A 24058-nucleotide genomic window follows, 5' to 3' on the forward strand; every position below is an offset into this window, starting at 1 on the left:
AGAGGGTATGAGAAAAGGGGCCAGTTTACAAAGACCCCTTGGACGGATGTCAGAAACCAGTACGGAACGTTACGATAGCATAAAAATGACTTAGAGTATTGTAAGTAGGTGCACTGCCGCTGATTTCAGAACCAAAAATGCCGCGTGTTGTATGAGCGTTAAGTTTTACGCTGTTGATTGCGGAATAGGATTTGACATTGGCAAGATTATTGACCCACAGCATGATTTCAGGAGATTTCATGAAAGAAAGCTGCCGCCCTAGCCATGTATCACGCTTCAGGCGAGCACCAACTGTGAGATTCTCAGTGACAAGTTTAGGAAGATATTCGTCATTCATAAAGGTGGAATACTGGCGGGAGAAATACGTCAGGTTGAAATTCCAGAAAAACGTTCCGTTATCCCAGTCTATGCCAAGTGAGGTTGTCCATTTTGGAGCATTGGTTGAGGTTTTTCCTTTTGTGGGAAGGTAATCATTGCCCACACGAATATTGTTGTTAATAACTGAATGAAGATACTGGGCGGAAACATAGGGACGGAAATGGTAGAATGGGCGGGTGCCAAGTTCGACATCCACACCATCGCTGGTCTGGCCGCCACCATTGATATTTTGTGCAATCTGTTGATTGCCTAGATATCCATAGGTAGAAATTTGTCGGTTTGTAAAATTGTAGTGAAAATAAGTAAGAGAACCTACAAAAAGTGAGTCGTTGTAGCGGACGCCGGCCTCTTCCGAAATGGAATACTCTTCCTTGACGGAGTTACTGCCTTTGGAAGCGTAGGCTCCGGTGTTGGGGTTCATGGTGGTTAGCAGATAGCTGTCCGGTGGGGCTTTGGCACCCGTGGCGACACCAGCAAAGACCTGCCAGTTGCGGTTGATCTGATAATGGCCACCAAGTTGGGGTAGAAGTTGTAATTCGTTGAGGCCAATTTTGTAAGGCAGGCCGGGCAGGCGCTGGGTCGCGTTACGGTTAATCATGGTGACACGCATGCCGCCATCAATGACAAGTTTGTCGTGAAAAAGTTTAAGGGTATTACCGGCAAAAAGAGCGTGAGTGGTGGTGATATCGCTGTAGTTGGCAGTATAATAGTTCTGGCCATTAGGCATTTTCAGGCTTTTGCTTGACCACCCCCAAGGGGTTGTGGGGGAACCATCTCGATTGACCCCTGTGAAACCGGTAAGGGAGGTGGAGTTATCGTAATCGAACCAATATCCAAAATAAGGGTGGTTGGCACCCAGGTCCAAGGTGGCTTTGGTAACAACACCTCCTCGCATTTCGTTCAGGCTTGAATAAGATTCTGCATTACCGGAATTTGTTCCAGGAAGCTGGCCAGGAATAACCATGGCGGTAATCTGCTGATTACCATAATAGACGGTGTTGCCTAGGTCAGTTCCTGCACCGTAAACTTTATAATTATAAGCAGTATAAGGTGTGACTTCAAATCTGACTTTTCCAAATTTGAATTTTGATGGGGCAAGAATATTGTAGGTACGTGAGTGAAGCCAGTTTTGTTTCCAGTAGTCGGTGTTTTGCTCATGAGGGTTATAATAGCGGGCTAGCTGGTTGCTCCATCCTTGCTTGTGCCAGTTGGCCATGGTGGTGCTCCAGTAGGGCTCATTTCCGGCAAGACCGCGCATGAAGCCACCAATAAGCGAAATTCTGTTGTCTGCATCCCATTCTTTCAAAATATGAAAATCGAGATGCTGGAAACTTTCTTGGCCGGGGCCACGATAAAAGGAATCATGCTGGTTGGAGGCCGAAATGAAGGAGCGAATTCCGGAGTGTCCCCATTCACCGGTATCAATGCGGACAAACTGGCGGGTGTAATCACGGGAGCCCGCACCAAAATCGACAAGGCCACCGAATTTTCTGGAGGGATCACGCGTGGTCAGGGTGAACATTCCTCCCGAACCGTTGATTGCTGCTGTATCAAGGTTTGAGGAGCCAGGCTGAGCAGACACGGTACCAATATTTTCACTGTCCACAATCCAGGCAAGGTCCAGATTATAGCCTCCAACACTGGAGAGCGGCATGCCGTTATAAGTGTTGGCGATTTCATCTTGCGTCAGCCCACGCATGGAAAGAGCTGATTTTTCATGTCCTGCTGGATCTGTATTCGCCACAACCACACCAGGCATCATTTTTGCAAAATTGTAAGCATTCTGAGCGGGAGCCTGTTTGGCGATGTAGTCCTGAGAGACCGTACTGCGGGCTTTTGGTGCGGTCTGTACCCGGATAAGGCCACCCCCAGCAGCATGGCGGGTTACGCCGGAAGGGGAGAGCGCAGCGCTTACATTGATAAGCTCGGGAGAAGTGCTGACAGTCCGGCGGGGTTGGGTCGCACCATGAGGGTGGGGGGAGGCAGAATGCCGCGCTGTGTTGGGAGACTGACTGCTGGGCGAGGTGTTGCGTGTAGGGGCCGCTTTGGCGGGAGAGAATGGTAAGAGCAGCGTTTCGGTTGCGCTGGTAAACATGATGCCAGCCAAAAGGGTCGCATGGAATGTGTTGTTTCGGTGGAGGAGACGACGCATCCGGGAAATCCTTGAGGCGCGGGAAGGGCGCAGGTGGGTAAAAATGGCCCCGAAGTTGTTCCGGAATCCATATATTGCAAAAACAGAATGAATAAGACCGGCGCATAATGTCAACAATAAATGTTAACAATATTTCTCAGTGCAGGGATGCGCCAGAAGGTTGGCCAAGGGCGCGGAGAGGCCTGTTGTTATGAGCGGAGCGGGCTTTGATCCTTTCTGTTCGCAGGGTGAGTGGGCAATGTGGGTAATGCTTTCTGTAAACGAACAATAAACCGGCACGGGCAAGAGGGGAGAAAGGGCGCTGTTCAACCCGGCAAGTCCGGCTCCAGCCAGAAGAATATGGTCGGCGTGATCAGAGGTAATGAGATTACAGGCCTGTTCCCGAAGAGCTTGAAGAGTGGTTTCGGGGCATTTGGAGGCATGTTCGCCACTATCGGGGAGAGTGCGGATGCCTGCGATTGCGCTGCTAAACCCAGCAGCAGTAACCAACTCCTCAATCATTGGTTTCCAAGCGGTACCACCTGTAATAATCCCAGTGCGACCGCCTTTTTTCTGGCAGGCCTGAAGCGAGGCCTGGGCCATGCCGGTAACAGTGCATGAGGCAATATCTTGGAGGGCTGCAAGGCCTGGGTCCCCAAAGCAAGCGATCAGCACGGTTGTATCGGGCTTGGCAATGAGAGGATTGTCTTTGCTTGTGCGGGCAAATGTATCGAGTGTGGCGTGCGCAGCAATAGCGAGCGATGCACGGCAGGCAATGTATCGTGCTCCAAAGTTCGCTGTTGTGCTGCTGATTGTCGTGTTCTCGGGCAGCAGAGTAGTGGCCCGGAGGACGAGTTTTTGCGTGAGGGTTGAATCGGTGTTGGGATTAAGAATAAGAAGATGCCGCATGGGGTCCGTTTCTGATCAAGGGGTTATAAGGTCTGAAACCATTCGCCCGTGAGAAGGAAGTGAATCGTAAGTCAAAAAACGGGAACATTGTTAACAATAATTGTTGACGATGAAAACTGATCCACAAGTGTTTCGAGTGGAGGCCAGCGCGGAATGGAGCAAGAAGATGACGCGGGGGGGTGAGGAGGTGTCGCAGGAAGAGGGGTTGGTTCCGGAAGAAAGCGTTGTCGCGCAGGCGCTCCGTGATGCCATTCTTGAGCGCAGGCTGGGTCCAGGTAGCCGCCTGCCAGAGGAACAGTTGGCGGACATCTTTGCGTCCTCCCGGGGGCGTATACGGCGCGTATTGTTGGCCTTGGCTCAGGAGCGTATTGTTGTTATTCAGCCGTCTCGAGGAGCATTTGTGGCCTCTCCAGATGCGGTAGAAGCCCGGGAAGTGCTGGCTGCACGGAGAATGATTGAAGTTGGCGTGATGGAGCGCCCTTGTCAGCCGTTGACGGAAGAGAAGAAAGAACTCTTGCGGCAGGTGATTGAAGAAGAGAGATCCGCACACGCTCGCCATGATGTGGTGGGGATGATCCGCTGGTCTGGGCGGTTCCATTTGGAATTGGCGCGCGGGTTGGGTAACACGGTTATTGCCGACATTATTTCAGAATTGATTTTGCGGACATCTTTGATCATAGCCATTTATGAGCAACAGGAAGCCACATGCTGTTTGAAAGCAGATCATGATTTGTTGTTGAACGCTGTATGCACACGGACATGGCCGGAGGCTGCCCGTTTAATGTCGCGGCACTTGCTGGAAATTGAACAAAATCTCGATTTTTCTGCTCCAGCCCCCCCAACGGTATCACTGGGGTTGATTTTACGCCGTTAGGTTCAGCCTCCTCCTTAATATATAAGGGGCGATGTTTCAGGCTTCATACGCGGGGGTGAAGAAGAGATACCTTGTATCGTCGGTGTATGGGCGGAGAGAGAAGACGGCTGCCCTCTTTTATGAGATAAGCCAGATTAGTGATTATACGGAAGTTGCTTTGGTGCTCGGCCTCCTTACGGCACAATGGTAGTAACCTGATCTGGTGGCGCAAGCTGGTTTACGAGTATTTTGAAGGTTAGAGAGATCACGTTCTGCCTTCCAAATGCAAATTCTCTGCCCAATCTCTGAAATAGGACAAAGACGACTATAAATCCGGCACCTAGATTTCGTTTATATTAGGCGCCCCAATCACAGGCGGCGTGTCGCTATACAGGTTTGGACAGATGTGCCAAAATTTTCTTCTTAGCCATATACCTCCCCACGATTGTCTTGTTTTCGCCGTGATACCAGAATTTGATGGTGCTAAAGACCTATGCCGGCGAAGCGTTGTGGCAAGAAGATTAATGGATCTGGCCAGAGTTTTTTGTATTTGTAAGTAAATCACACGCCACACAATTTTTAAAGGATGAATAAGGCATCATAAAGGGTTGATGGCATGATGGATTGTGATAATTTTCGAGCGTTCATCCAAAATCAAGAGAAATTCAGTATTATTTTTAGATACTCTATGCGCTGCCTGAATAATAGGAGCTGGAGGTCTGCCAGAAAATAGCCAATGACCAGCACTTTGTGTTTTATAAAAATGTAAGTGAGATTCGAGAGGCGTGAGGCCGGTTTTTCTTGTTTGCTATCGGCCTCACATGATTTTTTAATGTGCCTAGAAATTGTAGGTCAGATCTCCACCAATCCATCGAGGTGTTTGTCTGTACTCCACACGGGAATTGTCATTGCTGGAAAAAGAGTAGGTATTCCCATGTTTGTTCAGAAGGTTATCTACCCAGACTGACGCTTCCCACTTGCTGTTGGCTGGACGCAACGCCAGGCGCATACCCATGGAACTGATTTTATCGGTAATACCGTTTGGATCGGCCAGACCGTCAATCTGGTTATCTTTCCACGTATAGCTGACCTGATACGCCATGACGTAATTTTTAGACAGATTCCACTGATAGCGTGCCACTGCGTCCCATGAAAAACGCGGAGAGAACGGTAGAACGGTATTGTTGGAGATAGGGGCAATCAGGCTCATCCCACGTACAGACGAGGGAGCTTTGAGGATAATCCCGTCCATATAGGAAAAACCTGCGTTGAAATCGAGCCCTTTGATCGGCGTTACCCACCGTGCCTGTAGCTCTCCACCGCGGGACCTGGCGCGTGGAACATTGCCCAATGTTCCTGCAACACCAGTAAGCGTGTTGGCGACTACCAGTGTTTGACGGTTATGGTATTCATAGTCAAACAGTGCGCCTTGTAGAGTCAGTTTGTGATTGAAGAGGGAAGCCTTGGCACCGACCTCATATGCTACCAGGTTTTCTGGTCTTACATAGGCCAATGCCTGCTGGCTGCCAACGGCAGCGGAATAATAGGTGCCGGGTTTGTAGCCGTTGGAAATTGTAGCATACAGCAGAACATCGGGCGTGACCTGATACTCCGCCCCCACTTTTCCGGTAAAGCGATTATTGTAGCGTGTCTGGCTAATATGGGTCAGGTTGGCCATGGGCACACCGCTCACGGCTCCATCATTATCAACCGTGCCGCCAAAATAGGACCGTTGATCCATGGAGTAGCGACCGCCAAAAATGAGGCGGAACTTGTTGGTTACTTTTACAACGTTGTTGGTGTAAACACCAAAGGAAACGTTCTGCTGCCGATAGTCTGATGTGAAATTGGCGCTTGGCAGTTCATACAGGTCTTTTTCCATATGTTTATAAAGACCATCGATATGATCGAATGATTCGAATAATCCGACAGTCCAGCGCACGGGAGAAGCGGTTCTGGACGTTAAGTGGATGTCCTGAGACTGCACAAAATAATTGTCTCGGAAGTAATAGTCTGACCGCTCCAGCCGTGATCCGTCAAAGTTATCATAGATACGGCGGGAATAGGCATCCACGGCTGAAGTTGCTACCAGCGTGGCAAAACTGAAGTCATGCCGCAGGGTTAGCGCTGCGCCGCCCCCATTCTCTCTGCGGCTTACGGGAAAATCTCCCACGTTTACGCGGGTTGCATCACGGTTGGAACCAGAAACGCCATTGGTGCCCACAGGTAAACCCATCAGGCTATCTGTTGTTGTATTCTGCGGAGAGTTTGGTGTGCCGTAATTACGAGTGTAATGAATGTTCAGCAGAAGGGATGTTTTGTCATCCAGTTCAAACTTTGTCATGTTGCGCAAAGCAAGGAGATCGCTCGCGCCATAGCGGTTGCCGTTATGCAGATCTTTCTGCCAGCCATCCCCATTGCGATAGGAAAAGGCAAAACGATCTGTAATGCGGTCTGTCAGCGCCCCATTGATGGCCCCTTTGGCGGTGTTGGTCGCATAACTGCTGTAACCCCATGTCAGATAACCACCAAATTGGTCTGTGGGCTTCACGGATTCATAATTTATGGCACCGCCGGTTGCGCTTCGACCGTAGTCAAACCCTTGCGGTCCTTTCATGACATCTACATGCTGGATGTCGAGCATTTGGCCGGAGTAGAAAACAGGAAAGGGCGAGTAAATACCATCAAAATACATTCCAATGCCGCTCATGTTCGAGGCATTGAAATCATCGAGCCCTACGCCGCGGATACTGAAAATGGGGACACTGCCGGATGTGGCCTCGACCGCACTGAGCCCAGGCACAAAGCCAGCAATATCCTTGGGGTTGTTAAGGTTGAGGGCCCGAATTTCCGCGCCTCCAATGGAGGTAACGGCTCCGGCAGTATGCAGGGCAGCGTTTCTGTGACTGGTGCGGACTTCCAGATCTTCTACCGCGCCTTCAATGGAACGCGGCCGGGGTGCAGGTTTGCGTTTTGTGACGGGTGTCTGTTTTTTTACGCTTCCCACCTTACCCGTAACGGCTGGTGCAGACTGCGCATTTGCATGAGAAGAGAGATTTATATGCCCCCATTCTGCCCCGACAAAAACAGCGCAACAGAGGAGAAGCTGCTTTCGGCGTAGCCCGGTTCTTCCGGAAGGCTGACAACGACCAGACATCATGATCTGTGGTTTCCTTATCCTCAAATCTGTGTTGAAGAACCAGCAAGATCTGGCAGGCGGTGTGGCCAGTCTGCATTTTCTTCCGGAAGAGTAACAGAATTTATGTGGAGAAGGAGCGCTTTTCAGGTGTTTCAGTTATCAAACAGAAAAAGTTCACTTTTCGAAATGATTAACAGAGGAAGATGGCTTTTTCTGGCATGATATCAGTCACAGAGCCGCAAGAAGGACGTGATTCGTGATGTCTCCCTTTATTACCTCTCCATTCATATCTGAAGCGCAATTCACTCAGTTTCAACAGGATGGAGCGCTTTGCCTGCGTAACGTGATACCGGCTGAAACACTACAATCACTTACAGAGGCGTTGCCACAAGCCATTGCCGCCGCTGGCCCGCATCATTTCAAGTTTGGGAACCCGGAAGAAAAAGGTGGTTTTTTCGGAGATGTTCTGGTGTGGCAGCGTGTTCTTGCTTTTCGTGATTTTGTTTGGACCGGTCCGTTGTCTCATGTTGCGGGTGCCTTGATGCATTCTCGTACCGTCACGTTTTATCATGATTTTCTGCTGATCAAGGAAGGAGGTACCTCTAAACGGACGCCATGGCATCAGGATCAATCTTATTGGTGTGTGGATGGTTCTCAGGCGCTTACGGTATGGATGCCGTTGGACGAGATTCCGCTTGAAACGTCTTTGGAATTTGTGCGTGGGTCACATCTTTGGAACACACTTTATGAAGCCGTGCCCTTTGACAGCGCCAGTCGCTTCAATGGCAGTCGCGATAACCGCCCTGCAGTTCCGGATATTGATGTTGCACGGGCAGATCATGAGATTCTGAAATGGGCCTTGAAACCCGGTGACTGCCTTGTGTTCCACTGCCGTACGCTGCACGCTGCACCGGGCAATACCAACCCCAATCGATCGCGCCGTGTGCTGTCCACCTGCTGGGCAGGCGATGATGCGCGTTACATGGAAATCAAAAGCGATCTTGCGCCGCCTGTCAAAGGTGACAATCTGGTGGCAGGAGGGCCGCTTACCTGTGCCACTTTCCCGCAGATCCTTCCGGCACCCACCGCGGCTTGAGGTGTTGTGGTGTTACCCCGCCGCGGCGGGGTAATGCCTGATCTTTTTCCGATATTTTTGCGTATGGAAAAAGTTGCGGCAGGCACTTATATGGCTGCGATAAGGGAGTGAGGGGCAAGCTTGTTTCCGTGGATCAGCAGATCAGGAAGGTAGATGCTGAGGAGGTATAACCCCCGGCATCCATGCAGGAACAGGCAGATGGGCGCAGTTGGATAACGGCTGGCCCTTGTGCGTGTTCAGTATCTGTTTCTAAGCCTGAGTTAGTTTTTGTAGTCAGGTTGTTCTCTGTCCAGTTTGCGGCGGAGTGCCTGCCAGATAAGCTGGCCCTGATCAGGGTCATCATCAAACTGCTTTTTGGTACGAAGAATTTTTTCTTCGGATGGGATATGCAATGGCATCCCTGTCGCCTGTGCCGCAATCTGGATACGGCATGCCTGCTCCATATAGTACATCCGGTAAAAGGCCTGCGCTACGGTTGCGCCCACAGTGAGCAGGCCGTGATTTTGCAGGATGAGCCCACAATGGTTGCCAAGATCGCGCACCAGGCGTTCACGCTCGCTCAGGTTGTCATCCGCAGCAATGCCTTCATAACCATGAAAGCCTACAGCACCATAAAATTCGATATTCATCTGGTTCAGGGGAAGAATTTTCTGATCCTGCGCGGCAACAACCATGCCTGCTACAGTATGGCTATGCATGACGCACGCTGCATCAGGCCTGCTGCGATGAATGGCGGAGTGAATGACAAACCCGGCAGGGTTGACTGGCCAGGATGTTTCCTGTCGGGGCTGACCATCAGCATCCACAATCACCAGAGAACTGGCGGTGATTTCCTCAAAAAGCAGCCCGTAAGGGTTGACCAGATAGCGATGGCTTTCACCGGGCAACCGTACGGATAGATGCGTGTAAACCAGATCGGTCATGTTGAAGAGCGCCATAAGACGGTAGGCGGCAGCCAGTTCTTCACGCAGAGCCTGTTCTGTGGGGGCAGCAGAGGCAAGAGACATTAAAATACGTCCTGTTTTTCTAAGATACGCACCATTTTTTCAGGCGGCAGGTTCAGATTTGGCCCGTTTGAAATGGCCAAAGGTGGCGGTTTTGCGTGCGCCTTCAGGCAGAGTGAGTTTGCCTTCCTGCACGCGGCGCACCAGATACTGATAGGTTTGCAGCGCCTGCGCCCACATATGCTCGCCAATGGTGATGGTTTCGTAATTCTCATTCCCTGTGGCGAAGGCGGGCAGCGGACGAATTTGGGTATGATAGTCACAGGCGTAGAACAAAGGAAAGGAGTAGCGTTCTTCCTTGACGCTCCGTACGCGGTGCGCTGTGGCCACAAAGGCCCCGGCCGTCATCACTTCCAGCATATCCCCGATATTGACCACAAAAGCGCCGGGAATGGGCGGGGCGTCAATCCAGTCTCCGTGCCCGTTCATCACTTCCAGCCCCGGCTGGTCCGCCAGCAGAATGGTGAAGCACTCGTAATCCGTATGAGCTCCGATGCCGGGGGCGTCCTGAGCTTCGGCGTCATAAGGGTAGTGGATCATACGCAGTTTTGACGGTGGGAAATTTGCGTGATCATCAAAATAGGTTTCTGGCAGATCAAGAGCGAGAGCAAAGCCACGGAACAGCGTGCGCCCGAGTGCGAATACTGCTTTGTAGTAAGCCTGTGCTGCTTCCTTGAAGCCGGGAACTGTGGGCCAGTTGTTCGGGCCCAGAAGCGGTGTACCGGCCTTGACCAATGGGTTATCTGCCGGAACTTCAAAGCCGATATCAAAGGCTTCCTTGTGGTCTGGCCGCCCGGAGCCGTAAACTTCTTCTCCTTCAGGCACAAAGCCTTTGTGGGTGGCGGATGTGCCAATGTAATAATCCATCTTGCGCTCAAAGGGCAGGGCGAAGAAGTTTTTCGCGGCCTCGCGCACGCCTTTGATCAGATCATCGGGCACTTGATGGCCAGAGATATAGAGGAAGCCGATATTCCGGGCGGCTTGCCCAAGTTCTTCTGCTACGGCCTGACGGTCTTGCGGGTTTTCACTATACAGGCCCGCAATATTGACAACCGGGATGGACGTGAAGGTTTCAGTCTGTTCTGCCTGAGGGGTGTTTGATGTCATGTCGGGATCTCCGGTTAGGGGCAGAGGGTCATGAACTGTTTGAAATGAACCTGTTCTGTTTGGCCCATCCACACATTCAGGCTCCACAAATCGGCAATGGGGGCGTTGGTGAAAGGCAGAGTGTGCAGGTAGCCATCAGGCCCGCATTCTGGCGTCAGGGTGGTAACGGCGTACCCACGTTTCTTTTGCGCCAGCCAGATCTGTTCCCAGATGTGCTGGTGGAAGCGTAAGGCTGTTTCATATTCCGGGGCAGCGGGATGCGGCACCTGCGGCCCCTGATCATAGCCGACACGTGCCTGAACGTGATGAACGCGGCTCAGAAAAGCTGAGAAATCATCAAGCGGGTCGTCCAGAAGCCGTTCACAACTGACAACCCAGTGGCTGATATCGGCCGTAAACAGGATATCGTCTGCAAGTTGGGGGAGCACATCCATTGTGATCCATGGGGTAGCCAGAATACGGGAGCGATGTGTTTCAAAACTGCAGAGCAGCCCCATTTCCTGACCGATGGCATGGGCCCGGTTTATGAACTTGGCCTGCTGGGGGGCGGACCAGCGGTCATTTCCTCCCAGCACGTTGATGAAGCGCGGTTTCATGCACAGCGCGCGTTCAAGAGCGGATTGAAGATCAGCCAGATGATCTTCAATGGTGGCCGCTTGCTGTGGAATCACACCGCCACCTGTCATGGCGATGGCAATATAGGGGATGCCTTCTCCAGCCAGCACATCCGCGTTTTGGCGCGCATCTTCCATTGAAGCGGGAATACGGGCTTCAATGCCGGTAAAGCCTGCCTTCGTCATATCCTTTATTGCGGCACCCCAGGGACGGAAATCTCCCCATAATGTTTTGAAAATATCAAGACGCATGGGATGATCCTGAAAGTGGGCTCCATTCCGGTAGTGTCAGAACGGGAGCGTGTTGGCGATCAGTCACTGTAGGGGAAGTCCATTCCCGGCAGGCACGGTGCTTGTGGAGGGAGGATGTCTGGCTGCTTTGGGGTGGTGGCAGACAGAAATCCACAGCGGGATGTGCCAACCCGTTTTTCACGAAAAGGCGCACAGAACAGGCGGTCATGATATCCCCTGTAAGCGGGAGCAGGCGAACCTGCCCGGGTAAAAACTTCATTTCCAGTTAATAATGAAGTGGACGAGTTTTCGTTTGAAATGTTGCAAACCTTACTTTTGGCAGGGCTTGGGTTTGGATGTGGCTCAGTAGCGAATCATCTGGTTCAGGAAGTTCTGGGCTCGTTCCGTCTGCGGCGTTGTGAAAAACTCTTCCGGCGGCGTGATTTCCAGAATGCGGCCACGGTCCATGAAAATGATCTTATCAGCAATATGGCGGCTGAAAGCCATCTCATGTGTCACACACAGGGTAGTGATACCCTGTTCTGCCAAGGTGTTCATGATGCTGACCACGCCGGTAATGGCTTCTGGATCAAGGGCAGCGGTCGGTTCATCAAACAGCATCACCTCAGGCTGCATGCAAAGGGCGCGGGCAATGGCCACACGTTGCTGCTGACCGCCTGAAAGCTGAATGGGGTATTTGTTAGCCTGTTCCGGTATGCCCACCTGTTGCAGAAAGTGGAGGGCCATATCCTTCGCTTCCTTGCGGGAGAGGGACCGCACAAGCTGAGGGGCAAGGGTGCAGTTGTCTACTACACTCAGATGAGGGAACAGATTGTAGTTCTGGAACACCATGCCAACCATGCACCGAAGCTGGGTAAGGTTGGTCTTGTCATCAATCAGGGTGCCATCAATCAGAATGCTGCCGCTGTCATGGGGTTCGATTCTGTTGAACGTGCGGATCAGGGTGGATTTTCCCGAACCTGATGGCCCAAGCACAACAATCTTTTCCCCACGCTGGACATCAAAATTCAGCCGGTCAAGCGCAACAAAGTCCCCGTAGAGTTTGCTCATGTTTCGTACGGAAATCATGGCGTCATCAGATGGCGTGCTGACAACGTCTGGAGTAACGGGGGCTGCGCCGGACAAATCAGGTTCAGGATGCATTGGCGGAAGCTTTCTTGCGGTCAGCCCAGGAGAAGCGACGCTCTACCCGTTTCTGCAGGAACAGGAAAAAGAACACCATGGCCAGATAATAGACGAGAGCCGCAGCGTAATATTCCGTAAATTCGAACGTGCGCGCCACCTGCACCTGCGTAATGGCCAGAAGTTCCTGCAAGGAGATTACGGAAGCCAGAGATGTGGTTTTCAAGAGACTGATGAAGTCATTGATGGTGGGGGGAAGTGCTATGCGAAGTGCCTGAGGGAAGATCACGTAGCGGTAAACTTGCCGGCGGCTCATGCCCAGTGCGTCCGCCGCCAGTTCCTGACCGCCATCCACCGCGCTCAGGGCTGAACGGTTGATTTCTACCTGATAGGCGGATTCATTGATGGAAAGGGCAACCAGAGTTGCCAGAAAGGGCGTAAACCATTGTTCCCGAAAGATGGGAAAGAACTGGGGTAGCGCGTTCCAGATGAACAGAAGCTGCAAGAGCGTGGGCGCTCCCCTGAAGACCGAGACGTAGGTTTTCAGAACGGCTTTGAGCAGGGAATTGCCGCGTCCATTGAGGGTAATGGCCATGGGGATGGAAATCACAATGGCAATGGCGTGGGATAAGAGCGCCACGGCAAGAGTAATGAAGGCACCCCGCAGGAAGGCCATGGAGGTTAGCGCAGAGAAAAAAGCCCCCCAGTTGAAGGCTGGTGCGCTGTTATCTTGTGTAAGCGCCTGTTCAGTTTGGGATGAGATAGACCATTTCTGACGATAAGCGGTAAGGGTACTATCCTGCTCAAGGGTGGAAATGGCATTTTGGACCAATGTGCGGTCCTGTGCGTTCTTGCGCAGGTAGATGGCGAAGTGTCTGTAGTCCGAATAGTCGGGTTTCAGAATAATACGGACCTTGCCATGGAGTTGCTTCTGCCGGAAATAAAGTTCCACATCTTGGCTGACAAAGGCAAACACACGGCCAATCAGCACCTGCTGTACAACCTGATCTTCTGTGGGGTATTGCTGGATGATAATGGGCAGCTTGCCCGCGGCGGTCAGGGCTTCGTTTTCCCGGTTGATGCGGGCTGCGTAACTGGTGCCAGACTGCACGGCTATGGTTTTGCCGGATAGATCGGCCATGCTGTTGATGGGTGCGGTATTGGCGCGTGCCACAACCGTGAGTGCCGTGTCCTGATAGGCAACAGCATCAAAATTCTTTTCCCGATCCGGCAACTGGATAATGCCGCTGATCACCATGCCGCAGCGTTGTGCGCCAAGGCTGGGGAACAGGCCCGTAAAATCCATGGGAATGATGGAGAGTGTGGCGTGCCATCGTTCAGCCAGCGCGCGGGCGACATCAATGTCCATGCCCTCCGGCTTGCTGGCGTCCGACCCTTTCACAAAGGTCATGGGAGGCAAGGTTGGGTTTGTGCAGACTGTTAAAGTGCCATTCTGAACAAAAGATGGGATATCTTCCTGATGACCTTGGGCATGGGCGACGTTTGCGCCTCCCATCATCAGTCCGGCCATAAGCAGGAAAGTGGTTCTGATATGGTGCACCGGTTTCCTCAACGGGAACGCCTTACGGGAGAACCCTATACCGGAGAGGCGTTGCCGGAAAAAATTGTTCCTGGCGTAAGGTGTTCCAATGGCGGCTCGGGAAGCGTGTAAAGGTGCGGTAAGAGGCAGGTCAGGATGTGAAGACCCAGAAAGCCATGGCGTTAAGGGCATCAGTAGGATTCTTCCAAAAGAGCGCGGAATGTTTCAACCATCAATCCTGTTTCTGGAGAGGAACGCGCCAGAAAATGAAAGCAGGTGATCAGTTGCAGGTTGTGAAACGAAATGCGTCGAAGCAGCCCACGGTCTACCAGTGGTTTGGCGAAGGCCTCTGGTAGAAAGCCAATAAAATTACCGGACAGGATAAGGAGGGCGCGGGCATCCACATTTTCCGCGGCAGCGTGAAATGAGAAATGGGAGCGGAGTTCATTCCACTGGGGAGATGTGGCGGCTTCTGCCACGGCAATCATGCGCTGGGCGGTCAAGATTTCCAGCGTAATGTTATCTTCCGGCACGGAAAACAGTGGGTGGCGCGCGCCGCAATAGAGATTGAGGGCTTCTGCCACCAGCGGGGTGCCTTTTACGTCCGGCATATCCTGCGGGTAGAGGGCGATGCCAGCCGTGGCTTGGCCGTTCATGACGGCAACTTCCACCTCTCGTGTCGAGGCGGAATGAACGGTCATGAATACATTTGGGTTCTGGGTGGTAAAGGTTTCTATAGCCCGCACCAGAGGAGTTTCCCCATGGGCTTGAATGTTATCCGGTACATAAAGGCGGAATATGCCGGAGAGTACCCCGCTGATCTGATTGATGCGCTGTTGAAAGCGCTGAATATCCAGCAAGAGGCTTTTGGTGGCTTCCAGTAAGGCGCGGCCTTCTCCCGTCAGGGAGAACCCACTACGCCCGCGTAAGCACAGCTTAAGGCCAAGCCGGGTTTCAAGGGCGGAAATGTCCAGACTGATGGAGGATTTGCTTTTGCCCAAGGAAATTTCTGCCGCAGAAAACCCGCCCTGTTCCGCTACGGTATGAAATACCCGCAGCAGCCGCAGATCAACCTCAGAAACCTGCCCCTGAAAGCCGCTGCTGCGTCTATGTTTTGGGGAACGAACGACTGAAGATGTTTTTGCTGGCGGGGGAGAAGCTGATCTTATCATGTGGATCTGGCGTGTCCTCTGTCAGATATAACATGCTGGAGAGATAACAACAGGATGTGAAGCAAGGTTCCTGCCTGATGAACGGCGGATAAACGCTTCGGCTAGAGGGTGAGTAAGGGGCAGTCCATTCTCCTGAGTTTTTGATCCGGCCTAGAAGACTGAGCCTGCGGCTTTCGAAAAAAAGATGCAAGAGGGGAATGATCCTCTTCCCCCTATCCTGAAGGCCGTCACAGGATGCGATGAAAGGGAGAGGATTCGGTAGTTATACTGATAATAAAGGCTATTTTTGTAAGAGTAAGATTTTCGGATGGGGCATTCATTCTGATGATTAACAAAATGACAAAGTGAACTCCGGTTTATTCTTATTTTGGAGCCGTTCTAAATTGGTTAGTGTGGGCGAGAATTCAGCAGTCTAAGGATTTCAGGAATGAAAGCGAACCGGTGGTTTATTGATAGCGAGACCGGTGATCTGGCTGATGTGCTTCTGTGCCCGCCTGAGTATTATCAGTGGATTCCCAGTAATGATATCGCCATTCAGACCATGGCACAGGGGGGAGCGGTTGACCGTGCAGCCCTGAATATCCAGTTTGCCGAACTGGTTTCCACTTTGCGGGAAGCAGATGTTTCCTGCCATTTCCTGAAGCCTCAGGAAGGAATGCCGTATCAGGTCTATACGCGGGATAGCTCACAGACCACACCGTTTGGTACGGTTGTGACGCGCCTTTCTCGTCCTGAACGGGTTGGGGAAGAAACAGAAATCCGGTCTTTCTATGGGGCGGATGAGATCTGGAAAACCTGTACAAAAGGAAACATTGAAGGCGGGGATATTCATATCATCCGTCCGGGTCTGCTGGCTGTTGGAGTAAGTGGTGGACGTACGGATGAAGCCGGAGCCGCCGAATTTATCAGCTGGTTTGAAGAGGCTGGCTGGACCTGCCGCATGATACGCTTCCCTGAGCATTTCCTGCATCTGGATGTGATTTTCACCATGGTGGCTGAAAATCTGGCGATTGCAGCCGTTGATTGTATTGCGGATGAAGATCTGGATTGGTTCCGAGCGCAGGGTATTCGTCTTCTGCCGGTGTCCTATAAAGAAGCGATGCGTGATATGGGGTGTAATGTGCTGGCACTGGGGCGCGAGCGCGTTGTAAGCCCGCACCATTCAACCCGTATTAATCAGATGTTGCGGGCTGAAGGGCTGACAGTGCTTGACCCAGAACTCAACCAGTTTTCCCGGGGGGGGGGAAGTGTGCACTGCATGACCATGCCACTACGTCGGAAATCGCTTCAATCAGTCTAAAGGCTGTTTCAGCCCCTCTCTTGCAGAAAGCAGAGAGGGGGAGTGAAAATCTGGTGCTGAGGCTCTGCGCCCAGCATGACCAGAGGCTGTGGTCGGTAGCAGAAGCATGTGCCTGGGAGAATAAAGCGTGGTCAGGCTTATTATCAGTGCTGATGGGGCAGACCAATTTGAAAGCTGGAAAAAAGCTTTTTTAGAGGTGTCGCCTGATCTGGATGTCTGTTCGTGGTATGAAGCTTCCGTAAAGCCGGGTGAGGCGGATTATGCTTTGGTCTGGACCCCCGAAGAGGACCATTTTGAACAGCTCTCTTTCGTAAAAGGTATTTTATGCGTCGGGGCAGGGGTTGATCACCTGCTGCGTACACCGCAGTTTCCGCGTCATGTTCCACTCGTGCGTATGGGGGGCGCGCAGACGGCTGAACTGATGGCAGATTATATAACCTGGGCGGCAATCGGCTTATTGCGTGACGCGCGGACATGGGCTGTTCAACAGGCTGGGCATATCTGGTCCTATAATGGTGTGGCCAGAACCAGTGGTGAGACCCGGATTGGCGTTATGGGGCTTGGGCATCTGGGGAGCCACGTAGCAGCTCATCTGGGGCGCATAGGGTTTCAGGTCTCAGGTTGGCGGCGTTCAACAGGCCTTCTGGCGGGTGTAGACGTGTTTTCCGGTAAGGCTGCTTTGCCAGATTTTTTGAAAAAATCTGATATTCTTGTTAATCTTCTGCCAAGTACAGCCGAAACCCGTGGGTTGATAACATATCCTTTCCTGAGTGCGCTTCCGCAGGGCGCTGGCTTTATTAATGTCGGCCGTGGAGATCATGTTGTGCAGGCCGATTTGGTGCGTGCATTGGATGAGGGGATGATCAGCGGTGCAGTGCTGGATGTGGTGACACCAGATCCGTTGCCTCCCACTTCCTCGCTTTGGTCGCACCCGCGTATTACGGTTACTCCGCATGTTGCATCTGTAGCTTCCAGAAATATGCAGGCGCGTTACGTTGCAGAGACCATTGCCCAGATGGAGCGTGGTGAACAGCCTCCTCTGCTTTATGATCCTGAAAAAGGATACTAAAAACAAAGTGGTTTCAAGATCTCCAATACTGACCTTCTGATAAAAGACGATCAGAACCCTTAACTGAGAAAGCGGAGAAAGCACATGGTTGCTCAAAGTAATATTGTAGTGGACGGTGCCGCTTTGTGGTCGGACTTGATGGAAACCGCACAGTTTGGGGCAACAGCCAAAGGTGGGATATGCCGTCTCGCTTTGTCAGGAGAAGATGCAAAAGTAAGGGCGTGGTTCAAAAGTACCTGTGAGGCTCTGGGGTGTGTTGTCTCGTGTGATTCCATGGGTAATCAGTTTGCGCGGAGAATGGGTGAAGAAGACGGGCTGGCTCCCATCATGATTGGCAGTCATCTAGATACCCAACCTACCGGCGGAAAATTTGATGGCATTCTAGGCGTGATGGGCGGTATTGCCGTGTTGCGCGCGCTACGCGATGCTGGCTTGAGCACGCGGCACCCTATTGAAATTATCAACTGGACCAACGAGGAAGGGGCGCGTTTTACGCCCCCTATGCTGGCATCAGGCGTGTTCGGAGGCGTATTTACCCAGGAGTTTGCCCAAAGTCGTGCAGACCGTGCAGGTGTAAGATTAGGGGAAGCACTGGAGGAAATCGGCTACGTTGGAGCGGAGGTCTGCGGTGAGCATCCTGCTGCTGCGTATTTTGAACTACACATTGAACAGGGACCAGTGCTGGAAACCGAGAAGCGGACGATTGGCGTGGTGCAGGGCGTGCAGGGGATGCGCTGGTATAACGTGACTGTAAAGGGGCAGGATGCGCATGCGGGAACAACTCCCATGACCATGCGCTCTGATGCGTTATGGGGTGCAGCCCGTATGATTGACGCAGTGCATCAGGTTGCCATGGATCACGCGCCGGATGGTTTGGGTACAGTGGGTATTATAGATTGTTTGCCTGGCAGTAGTAACGTTGTGCCCGGAGAAGTACAGTTTACTGTAGATTTACGCCATCCGTCCGATAGTGTTCTTGAAAAGATGGAAGAAAAATTCCGTCAATGCATGAACTATCTGGCCACACAATGCGGTGTGGAAATGGATATTACCCCCACTTGGGTGTCTGCAGCTGTTCATTTTGACCCGCTTTGCGTGGAATGTGTGCGTGAAAGCGCACAGGCGCTGGGTTATCCCTTGCGGGATATTGTATCCGGCGCAGGGCATGACGCTGTGTACGTAGCGCAAGTGGCACCTACAGCCATGATCTTTGTGCCGTGCTGGAAAGGTATCAGCCACAACGAGGCGGAAAGCGCAGAACCCGAGCATGTTACAGCAGGAGCTAATGTGTTGCTGCATGCCATTCTGGCAGCGGACGCCAGACTGGATGCCTGAGGCATCTGGGCTGATAGGGAAACTGCATGATTTGTCTTGAACAAGGCTTCTGGCTTAGCAGTGGTTTTGACAGAACTGTCGTATTGGACGTGTTCTTTCTTTTCCATCCCGGCAAGCAGGATGTGAGAGATTTTTATTCTTCTCTCACCAAGGTGAAGAAATTGAAAAACCGTCGATTAATAGGCCTGTCTGTCTGATTTTGGCACAGCAAGTACGGAGTGATCGGCTTTCTGTGCGCAGGACACATAGCTAGAACATGACAGTTACGGAGAGGTAGATATCGAGCTATTTCTTTCGATCAGGTCATGTGCGTTTCATGTGCCTGTCAAATAAAAGACGTCCGCCAGTCATCAGTGCGATGATCGAGACGTAAAGCCCCAGAAGCAGGGGTTTCTGGAGACCCACCAGTCCAAGGCAGAGGCCTGTGGCGAGCAGGGCATAGGCTGGGATAAAGGGATAGCCTGGAGCATGCCAGGAGCGCGGCATGTCGGGCGCGATCTGACGCAACTTGAAGAGGCTGGCCATGGTCATGATATACATTGTCAGCGCGCCAAAAACAGAAAGCGTGACGATGGATGCAGTCAGGCTTTCTCCTCCGAATGATACGATATCATCACTGAAAATGGCCAGAATGCCCACGCCTCCACAGACCAGAACGCTCGTATAGGGTGTCTGAAAACGCGGCGATACCAGCCCCATCCAGCGTGGCAGGCCGCCCCCCTGTGCAAGGGCGCAGATCTGGCGCGCGCAGCCCATGATGATGGCATGCAGAGAGGCAACAAGGCCAAATAGCCCGAGCCAGACGAGCATGTGAAGGTAAGGGCTATGTGAACCAACAACTGTTTTCATGGCAAACGGAAGTGGGTCATTGAGATTGGCCAGATTGCGCCAGTCTCCGACACCACCAGCAAGAATCATGACGCCAAAAGACAGGAGCACCAGCGTCACGATGGCGGCGATATAGGCGATGGGCAAGGTCCGTCTGGGTGAACGGGCTTCTTCGGCAGTTAAAGCTACGCCTTCGATGGCAAGGAAGAACCAGATTGCAAAGGGAACAGAGGCCGCAATGCCCCCCAGCACTGACCAGGAGAAATGATCGGTTCCGGCCCAACCGTGTGTCACGAAACGGTGCCATGAAAAGCCGGGCCAGACCACGCCCATGAAAATGAAAAGCTCAATGATGGCGGCTACGGTTACAATCAGTTCAAAGCTTGCCGCTACCTGAACGCCCGCGATATTCACGCCCATGAAAAGCAGGTAGGCCATTACGGCACCAGCCTTGGGCGGAAGTGCAGGAAACTGCACATGCAGGTAGGAACCAATGGCCAGTGCGATGGCCGGCGGCGCGAAAATGAACTCAGCCGTGGAAGCATAGCCCGCCACAAGACCGGCACGATGCCCGAAAGCGGCACTGACGTAGACGAAGGGACCGCCTGCCTTGGGCATGGCGGTTGTAAGTTCAGTGTAGGAAAAAATCAGAGCAAGATACATAAGCGCCACGAAGATGGTCGCAATCAGGAAGCCCAGGGTGCCAGCGCTTGCCCAGCCGTAGCTCCAGCCGAAATACTCACCGGAAATGACAAGACCTACGGCAATCGCCCATAACTGAACGGGGCCGAGGCTCTTGGCCAACTGCGGTTTGGAATGGTCCGTCATGGGGTTTTGGTTTCCGGCAGAAGTGTCATGTTCGTGCTTTCGTCCTTGAGGGCCACGCCCGTATATCCCAGTTTGCGGGCACTTTTCAGAAGCCAGCAAAGCTTGTGGCAACCTTCTCCAATCGAGAGGCCACGAGCATGGATGTTGGAGATGCAGTTACGTTCGGAATCTTGCCGCCCAACATGCGGGTTCCATGTCATGTAAAGGCTGAGGCTGTCTGACACGCTCAGTCCTGGACGTTCACCGATCATCATGACGACACAACGCACGCCAAGGAGAGCGCCAATCTCGTCTCCCAGAGCCACACGGGCATTATGGGCGACTACGAGTGGGGCAATACGCCATGTGTGAGCAAGGGCGGCTCGGACGGCGTTCTGAAGGGGGGGGGCTTGTCGTTCAACGGCAACGGCTGACAGCCCATCCGCAGCGACGAGCACAACATCCCATGGACCGGCCGGTGCAATCTGTTTCAGGAGTGCGATGGAAGGCCCATCAAGTCTGCGTCCCAGATCAGGCCGACGCACGAATTCAGAGCGATCCTTTGCTTGGCTTCGTACCTCAATAAAAGAATCTCCGACGGCCAGCTTAGCAGGATCAAGACAGGCATGGACAGCACGGCGGGCACATGCATGGGCGGCCTGCAGGGCGCGGACTTCGGACCCTGCAATGCTATCGCCCGTTCGTGGTAGTCCTATGCGCGCGTGCGTGTAACGTCGTAACGGTCCCCAGGGATCCTGGGCGAGCTGGCTCATGAACCGGCTCTGAAATTCGGTAATGCATACGGCTGGTTCATGCGCAGGCGGGTACCATCCACAAGCGCCATCCTTTCAAGCCACGCTTCAAATTCAGGTGCCGGACGCACGCCAAACACAGAGCGTAGGGTTAGGATGTCATGATAGGAGAGGCTTTGGTAGCTGAGCATGACGTCATCGCCACCGGGCACGGCAATCAGGAAATTCACGCCCGCGGCCGTAAGAAGCATCATCAGGGTGTCCATGTCGTCCTGATCTGTTTCTGCGTGGTTGGTGTAACAGACATCACAGCCCATCGGCAGCCCCAGCAGCTTGCCACAGAAATGGTCCTCAAGCCCCGCTCGGATGATCTGCTTGCCATCGTAAAGATATTCCGGGCCGATGAAGCCCACGACCGTATTGACGAGAAGTGGTGAATAGACACGTGCCACGGCATAGGCTCGCACCTCCATGGTCTGCTGATCCACGCCATGATGAGTACCAGACGAAAGTGCAGATCCTTGCCCTGTCTCGAAATACATGACGTTTGTGCCGACAGTTCCGCGGTTCAGTTCCCGAGCAGCCTGCCAGGCCTCGGAGAGGATACCCAGCGAAATACCGAAGCCAGAATTGGCCTGTTCTGATCCTGCGATGGACTGGAAAACCAGATCTACCGGCGCACCTTTTTCAATCATGGTAATGGTGTTGGTCACATGCGTCAGAAGGCAGCTTTGCACAGGCATATCAAAACGCTGTCGGATATCATCAAAACGCCACAAGATATCCATTCCTCGTCCGATATGGTCGGATGCCGGGTTGATCCCCAGAACCGCATCTCCTGCACCAAGAAGCAATCCATCAAGGAGGGCTGCGGAAATGCCATCTGGATCGTCAGTCGGGTGATTGGGTTGCAGACGGGAGCCGAGGCGAGCGGGAAGGCCCTGTGTGTTGCGAAATGCGCTGACAACACGCATTTTCCGTCCGACTGAAACCAGATCCTGGTTGCGCATCAGTTTGCTGACCGCAGCCACCATTTCAGGGGTCAGCCCTGGGGAAAGTTTCTCTAGGCTTGAGGTATCAGCCGCATAACTTAGCAGCCAGTCCCGAAACTGGCCGACCGTCATGTGTGAGATGGGGGTGAAAGCGGCTTCATCATGGCTGTCCATGATAAGGCGGGTAACTTCATCGGTTTCGTACGGGACAATGGCTTCCGTCAGGAAATGACGCAGTGGCAGATTAGCCAGCACTTCACGGGCGGCAACCCGTTCAACAGGGTCTCGGGCGGCAATGCCGGCCAGTTCATCTCCCGAACGGAGCGGCGAGGCGCTGGCCAGGATATGTTTCAGATCCTGAAAAACAAATGTTTCGCCTACGAGGGAAATGCGATGAACCAAAACGTCGATGTCCTGCCACAATCCGGATATGTTCTTTGCATAATCCTAACATGGACAGAAGGACGCTGACCGCCCAGCCGACACAATTGGTTGACATCCTGCATCATCACAGTTCCTTACGGAATGCCTGGGGCGAAACGCCGTACCATTTGCGGAACGCACGGCTGAAAGCGCTGACTTCAGAATAACCCAGAAGATAAGCGATTTCCCCGATAGACACGCCTTTCTGGCGCAGATAGGTCTGAGCAAGGCTACGGTGTGTCTCGTCCACAAGATTGGTATAAGTAACACCGATGGATTCTAGGCGGCGTTGTAGTGTCCATCGTGGAACACCAAGTTTTTCAGCCAGAACAGGAAGCTTCACGATCCCCTGTGGCAACATGGTGCGAACTTCACGCCGAGCCAGAAGCAGGAGATCGTCTCGCCCGTCAGTCGTCAGATGCTGGGAGTGATCAAGACGCGTAAGGCTTTCGCGGAGAACCGAAAGGAGCCCAGCGTTGGCGGCAGGCATGGGGACGTCCAGACCGATGTCAGAAAACAGGAGGGCGGTCGTGCCGCGCTGGAAGAAAACGGGGGCATCAAAAGCTGCGGCATAATCTGCCGCAGTGGACTGACAGGGATGTTCGAACCAGACAGCGTCAGGATGCCAGCTTTTACCAAGCGCCCGACGGAAGACATTGCAGAACATTCCCATCGTCAGCTCGGCGTCCTGTGCACGACGGGAGATGAGGGGATCAGTGATGCGGTACTCAATGCGAAACCCACCAGGCATCCGGACCAGACGTGTCTGGGTAGCTTTCTGATGGTAAGGGAAAAGTTCTGCAAGATTAACGAGGGCATCTCCGAGAGTTGCGGAGGTCAGGGCGATATAGCCGATAAGGCCGAGCTGGTCGGGCTGGAACTGCTGACCATAGACAAGGCCGGTATCATAACGGCCAGACTGGCGTGCTACTTCCTCGAACAAATTGCAGTAGTCTTCCAGACGAAGCGCAAGAGTGGGTGGCAGATCGTCAGCAATCTGAAGACCCACTGAACGAGCAATGATGTCAGGATCACATCCTTGCTGACGGATGAAGGAACTGGCACCCGTCATGGCCGCGGCCAAGACGCTGCCAGTCTGCCTGTCTGTCTGGGGAAAGGAATGCAGGCAATCATCAGTTAGGACCTGTGCAGAGAACACGGTCATCTCTCCTCACAACCAGGACGGAGTCCGCCAGTCATTTCTGTATCGCAATATCTTGTTGCGATCTAAATAT

General features: G+C 52.8%; 19 protein-coding genes. 5 read left to right on the forward strand and 14 right to left on the reverse strand.

The window, feature by feature from the left end; genetic code table 11:
* Positions 1–49: 49 nt before the first annotated feature.
* Together QWU00_RS11125 and QWU00_RS11130 are read right to left on the reverse strand one after the other, a co-directional pair.
* Positions 50–2530, reverse strand: coding sequence for a TonB-dependent receptor domain-containing protein (locus QWU00_RS11125; protein ID WP_035378829.1), 2481 nt, complete (start codon positions 2528–2530; stop codon positions 50–52).
* A 123-nt stretch (positions 2531–2653) separates the two neighbouring features.
* Positions 2654–3418 carry an aspartate/glutamate racemase family protein gene (locus QWU00_RS11130; protein WP_035378831.1) on the reverse strand — a complete coding sequence of 255 codons (765 nt, stop codon included), beginning with the start codon at positions 3416–3418 and terminating at the stop codon, positions 2654–2656.
* A 166-nt stretch (positions 3419–3584) separates the two neighbouring features.
* Between QWU00_RS11130 and QWU00_RS11135 the strand changes: the two genes are divergently transcribed.
* Positions 3585–4292 carry a GntR family transcriptional regulator gene (locus tag QWU00_RS11135; RefSeq protein ID WP_052051238.1) on the forward strand — a complete coding sequence of 236 codons (708 nt, stop codon included), beginning with the start codon at positions 3585–3587 and terminating at the stop codon, positions 4290–4292.
* Between the two features lie 817 nt (positions 4293–5109).
* Here the strand turns inward: QWU00_RS11135 and QWU00_RS11140 are convergent.
* The gene (locus QWU00_RS11140) at positions 5110–7431 is read right to left on the reverse strand and encodes a TonB-dependent receptor (protein WP_035378833.1); all 2322 of its coding nucleotides are present in this window, start codon (positions 7429–7431) and stop codon (positions 5110–5112) included.
* A gap of 238 nt (positions 7432–7669) precedes the next feature.
* Between QWU00_RS11140 and QWU00_RS11145 the strand changes: the two genes are divergently transcribed.
* Positions 7670–8506 (forward strand): phytanoyl-CoA dioxygenase family protein, encoded by an 837-nt coding sequence (locus QWU00_RS11145; RefSeq protein ID WP_035378835.1) that lies wholly within the window; start codon positions 7670–7672, stop codon positions 8504–8506.
* Between the two features lie 260 nt (positions 8507–8766).
* Here the strand turns inward: QWU00_RS11145 and QWU00_RS11150 are convergent, their stop codons facing one another.
* The 7 genes from QWU00_RS11150 to QWU00_RS11180 all read right to left on the reverse strand — a co-directional run bounded on the left by QWU00_RS11150 (position 8767) and on the right by QWU00_RS11180 (position 15317).
* Positions 8767–9513 (reverse strand): class II aldolase/adducin family protein, encoded by a 747-nt coding sequence (locus tag QWU00_RS11150; RefSeq protein ID WP_035378837.1) that lies wholly within the window; start codon positions 9511–9513, stop codon positions 8767–8769.
* Between the two features lie 39 nt (positions 9514–9552).
* Complete coding sequence (locus QWU00_RS11155; RefSeq protein WP_035378839.1) at positions 9553–10617, reverse strand: isopenicillin N synthase family dioxygenase; 1065 nt, start codon at positions 10615–10617, stop codon at positions 9553–9555.
* 14 nt (positions 10618–10631) lie between these two features.
* Complete coding sequence (locus QWU00_RS11160) at positions 10632–11483, reverse strand: sugar phosphate isomerase/epimerase family protein (RefSeq protein WP_035378841.1); 852 nt, start codon at positions 11481–11483, stop codon at positions 10632–10634.
* Entirely contained in the window at positions 11473–11691 is a 219-nt protein-coding gene (locus QWU00_RS11165) for a hypothetical protein (RefSeq protein ID WP_148262781.1), read from the reverse strand. The genes QWU00_RS11160 and QWU00_RS11165 overlap by 11 nt, the downstream gene beginning before the upstream one ends.
* Positions 11692–11825: 134 nt before the next feature.
* Complete coding sequence (locus QWU00_RS11170) at positions 11826–12551, reverse strand: amino acid ABC transporter ATP-binding protein (RefSeq protein WP_035378861.1); 726 nt, start codon at positions 12549–12551, stop codon at positions 11826–11828.
* A gap of 64 nt (positions 12552–12615) precedes the next feature.
* Positions 12616–14136 carry an ABC transporter substrate-binding protein/permease gene (locus tag QWU00_RS11175; protein WP_392388292.1) on the reverse strand — a complete coding sequence of 507 codons (1521 nt, stop codon included), beginning with the start codon at positions 14134–14136 and terminating at the stop codon, positions 12616–12618.
* Between the two features lie 200 nt (positions 14137–14336).
* A complete protein-coding gene (locus QWU00_RS11180; RefSeq protein ID WP_035378842.1) occupies positions 14337–15317 on the reverse strand; it encodes a LysR family transcriptional regulator in 981 nt (326 codons plus the stop codon).
* A 427-nt stretch (positions 15318–15744) separates the two neighbouring features.
* Between QWU00_RS11180 and QWU00_RS11185 the strand changes: the two genes are divergently transcribed.
* The 3 genes from QWU00_RS11185 (at position 15745) to QWU00_RS11195 (ending at position 19021) form a co-directional block, all read left to right on the forward strand.
* Positions 15745–16617, forward strand: a complete 873-nt coding sequence (locus QWU00_RS11185) for a dimethylarginine dimethylaminohydrolase family protein (protein ID WP_035378844.1) — start codon at positions 15745–15747, stop codon at positions 16615–16617.
* 127 nt (positions 16618–16744) lie between these two features.
* Positions 16745–17686 carry a 2-hydroxyacid dehydrogenase gene (locus tag QWU00_RS11190; RefSeq protein WP_035378846.1) on the forward strand — a complete coding sequence of 314 codons (942 nt, stop codon included), beginning with the start codon at positions 16745–16747 and terminating at the stop codon, positions 17684–17686.
* Positions 17687–17770: 84 nt separating this feature from the next.
* Positions 17771–19021, forward strand: a complete 1251-nt coding sequence (locus tag QWU00_RS11195) for a M20 family metallo-hydrolase (protein WP_035378848.1) — start codon at positions 17771–17773, stop codon at positions 19019–19021.
* Between the two features lie 303 nt (positions 19022–19324).
* On the opposite strand, the gene eat is transcribed toward QWU00_RS11195, so the two are convergent.
* From eat to qhpR, 4 genes are all read right to left on the reverse strand, one after another.
* On the reverse strand, positions 19325–20677 hold the full coding sequence (gene eat, locus QWU00_RS11200) for an ethanolamine permease (protein ID WP_035378850.1): 1353 nt from the start codon (positions 20675–20677) through the stop codon (positions 19325–19327).
* Positions 20674–21429: an ethanolamine ammonia-lyase subunit EutC gene (eutC, locus tag QWU00_RS11205; RefSeq protein WP_035378851.1), complete on the reverse strand. Its 756-nt coding sequence runs from the start codon at positions 21427–21429 to the stop codon at positions 20674–20676. Before eutC ends, eat begins: the two co-directional genes overlap by 4 nt.
* Complete coding sequence (locus tag QWU00_RS11210; protein ID WP_035378854.1) at positions 21426–22802, reverse strand: ethanolamine ammonia-lyase subunit EutB; 1377 nt, start codon at positions 22800–22802, stop codon at positions 21426–21428. The genes eutC and QWU00_RS11210 overlap by 4 nt, the downstream gene beginning before the upstream one ends.
* A 106-nt stretch (positions 22803–22908) precedes the next feature.
* Complete coding sequence (qhpR, locus tag QWU00_RS11215) at positions 22909–23988, reverse strand: AraC-like transcriptional regulator QhpR (protein WP_052051235.1); 1080 nt, start codon at positions 23986–23988, stop codon at positions 22909–22911.
* Positions 23989–24058: the final 70 nt, after the last annotated feature.

Origin of the sequence: Acetobacter tropicalis (assembly GCF_030644465.1) — a bacterium.
Lineage (GTDB): Bacteria > Pseudomonadota > Alphaproteobacteria > Acetobacterales > Acetobacteraceae > Acetobacter > Acetobacter tropicalis.

Excerpts from the sequence above, each read along its gene's own strand:
- eutC (WP_035378851.1), bottom strand. The coding sequence starts at position 21,429 with ATGAGCCAGCTCGCCCAGGATCCCTGGGGACCGTTACGACGTTACACG.
- QWU00_RS11155 (WP_035378839.1), bottom strand. The coding sequence starts at position 10,617 with ATGACATCAAACACCCCTCAGGCAGAACAGACTGAAACCTTCACGTCC.
- QWU00_RS11125 (WP_035378829.1), bottom strand. The coding sequence starts at position 2,530 with ATGCGTCGTCTCCTCCACCGAAACAACACATTCCATGCGACCCTTTTG.
- QWU00_RS11135 (WP_052051238.1), top strand. The coding sequence starts at position 3,585 with ATGACGCGGGGGGGTGAGGAGGTGTCGCAGGAAGAGGGGTTGGTTCCG.
- eat (WP_035378850.1), bottom strand. The coding sequence starts at position 20,677 with ATGACGGACCATTCCAAACCGCAGTTGGCCAAGAGCCTCGGCCCCGTT.
- QWU00_RS11150 (WP_035378837.1), bottom strand. The coding sequence starts at position 9,513 with ATGTCTCTTGCCTCTGCTGCCCCCACAGAACAGGCTCTGCGTGAAGAA.
- QWU00_RS11145 (WP_035378835.1), top strand. The coding sequence starts at position 7,670 with ATGTCTCCCTTTATTACCTCTCCATTCATATCTGAAGCGCAATTCACT.
- qhpR (WP_052051235.1), bottom strand. The coding sequence starts at position 23,988 with ATGACCGTGTTCTCTGCACAGGTCCTAACTGATGATTGCCTGCATTCC.
- QWU00_RS11165 (WP_148262781.1), bottom strand. The coding sequence starts at position 11,691 with ATGACCGCCTGTTCTGTGCGCCTTTTCGTGAAAAACGGGTTGGCACAT.
- QWU00_RS11140 (WP_035378833.1), bottom strand. The coding sequence starts at position 7,431 with ATGATGTCTGGTCGTTGTCAGCCTTCCGGAAGAACCGGGCTACGCCGA.
- QWU00_RS11195 (WP_035378848.1), top strand. The coding sequence starts at position 17,771 with ATGGTTGCTCAAAGTAATATTGTAGTGGACGGTGCCGCTTTGTGGTCG.
- QWU00_RS11185 (WP_035378844.1), top strand. The coding sequence starts at position 15,745 with ATGAAAGCGAACCGGTGGTTTATTGATAGCGAGACCGGTGATCTGGCT.
- QWU00_RS11175 (WP_392388292.1), bottom strand. The coding sequence starts at position 14,136 with ATGGCCGGACTGATGATGGGAGGCGCAAACGTCGCCCATGCCCAAGGT.
- QWU00_RS11180 (WP_035378842.1), bottom strand. The coding sequence starts at position 15,317 with ATGATAAGATCAGCTTCTCCCCCGCCAGCAAAAACATCTTCAGTCGTT.
- QWU00_RS11130 (WP_035378831.1), bottom strand. The coding sequence starts at position 3,418 with ATGCGGCATCTTCTTATTCTTAATCCCAACACCGATTCAACCCTCACG.
- QWU00_RS11170 (WP_035378861.1), bottom strand. The coding sequence starts at position 12,551 with ATGATTTCCGTACGAAACATGAGCAAACTCTACGGGGACTTTGTTGCG.
- QWU00_RS11160 (WP_035378841.1), bottom strand. The coding sequence starts at position 11,483 with ATGCGTCTTGATATTTTCAAAACATTATGGGGAGATTTCCGTCCCTGG.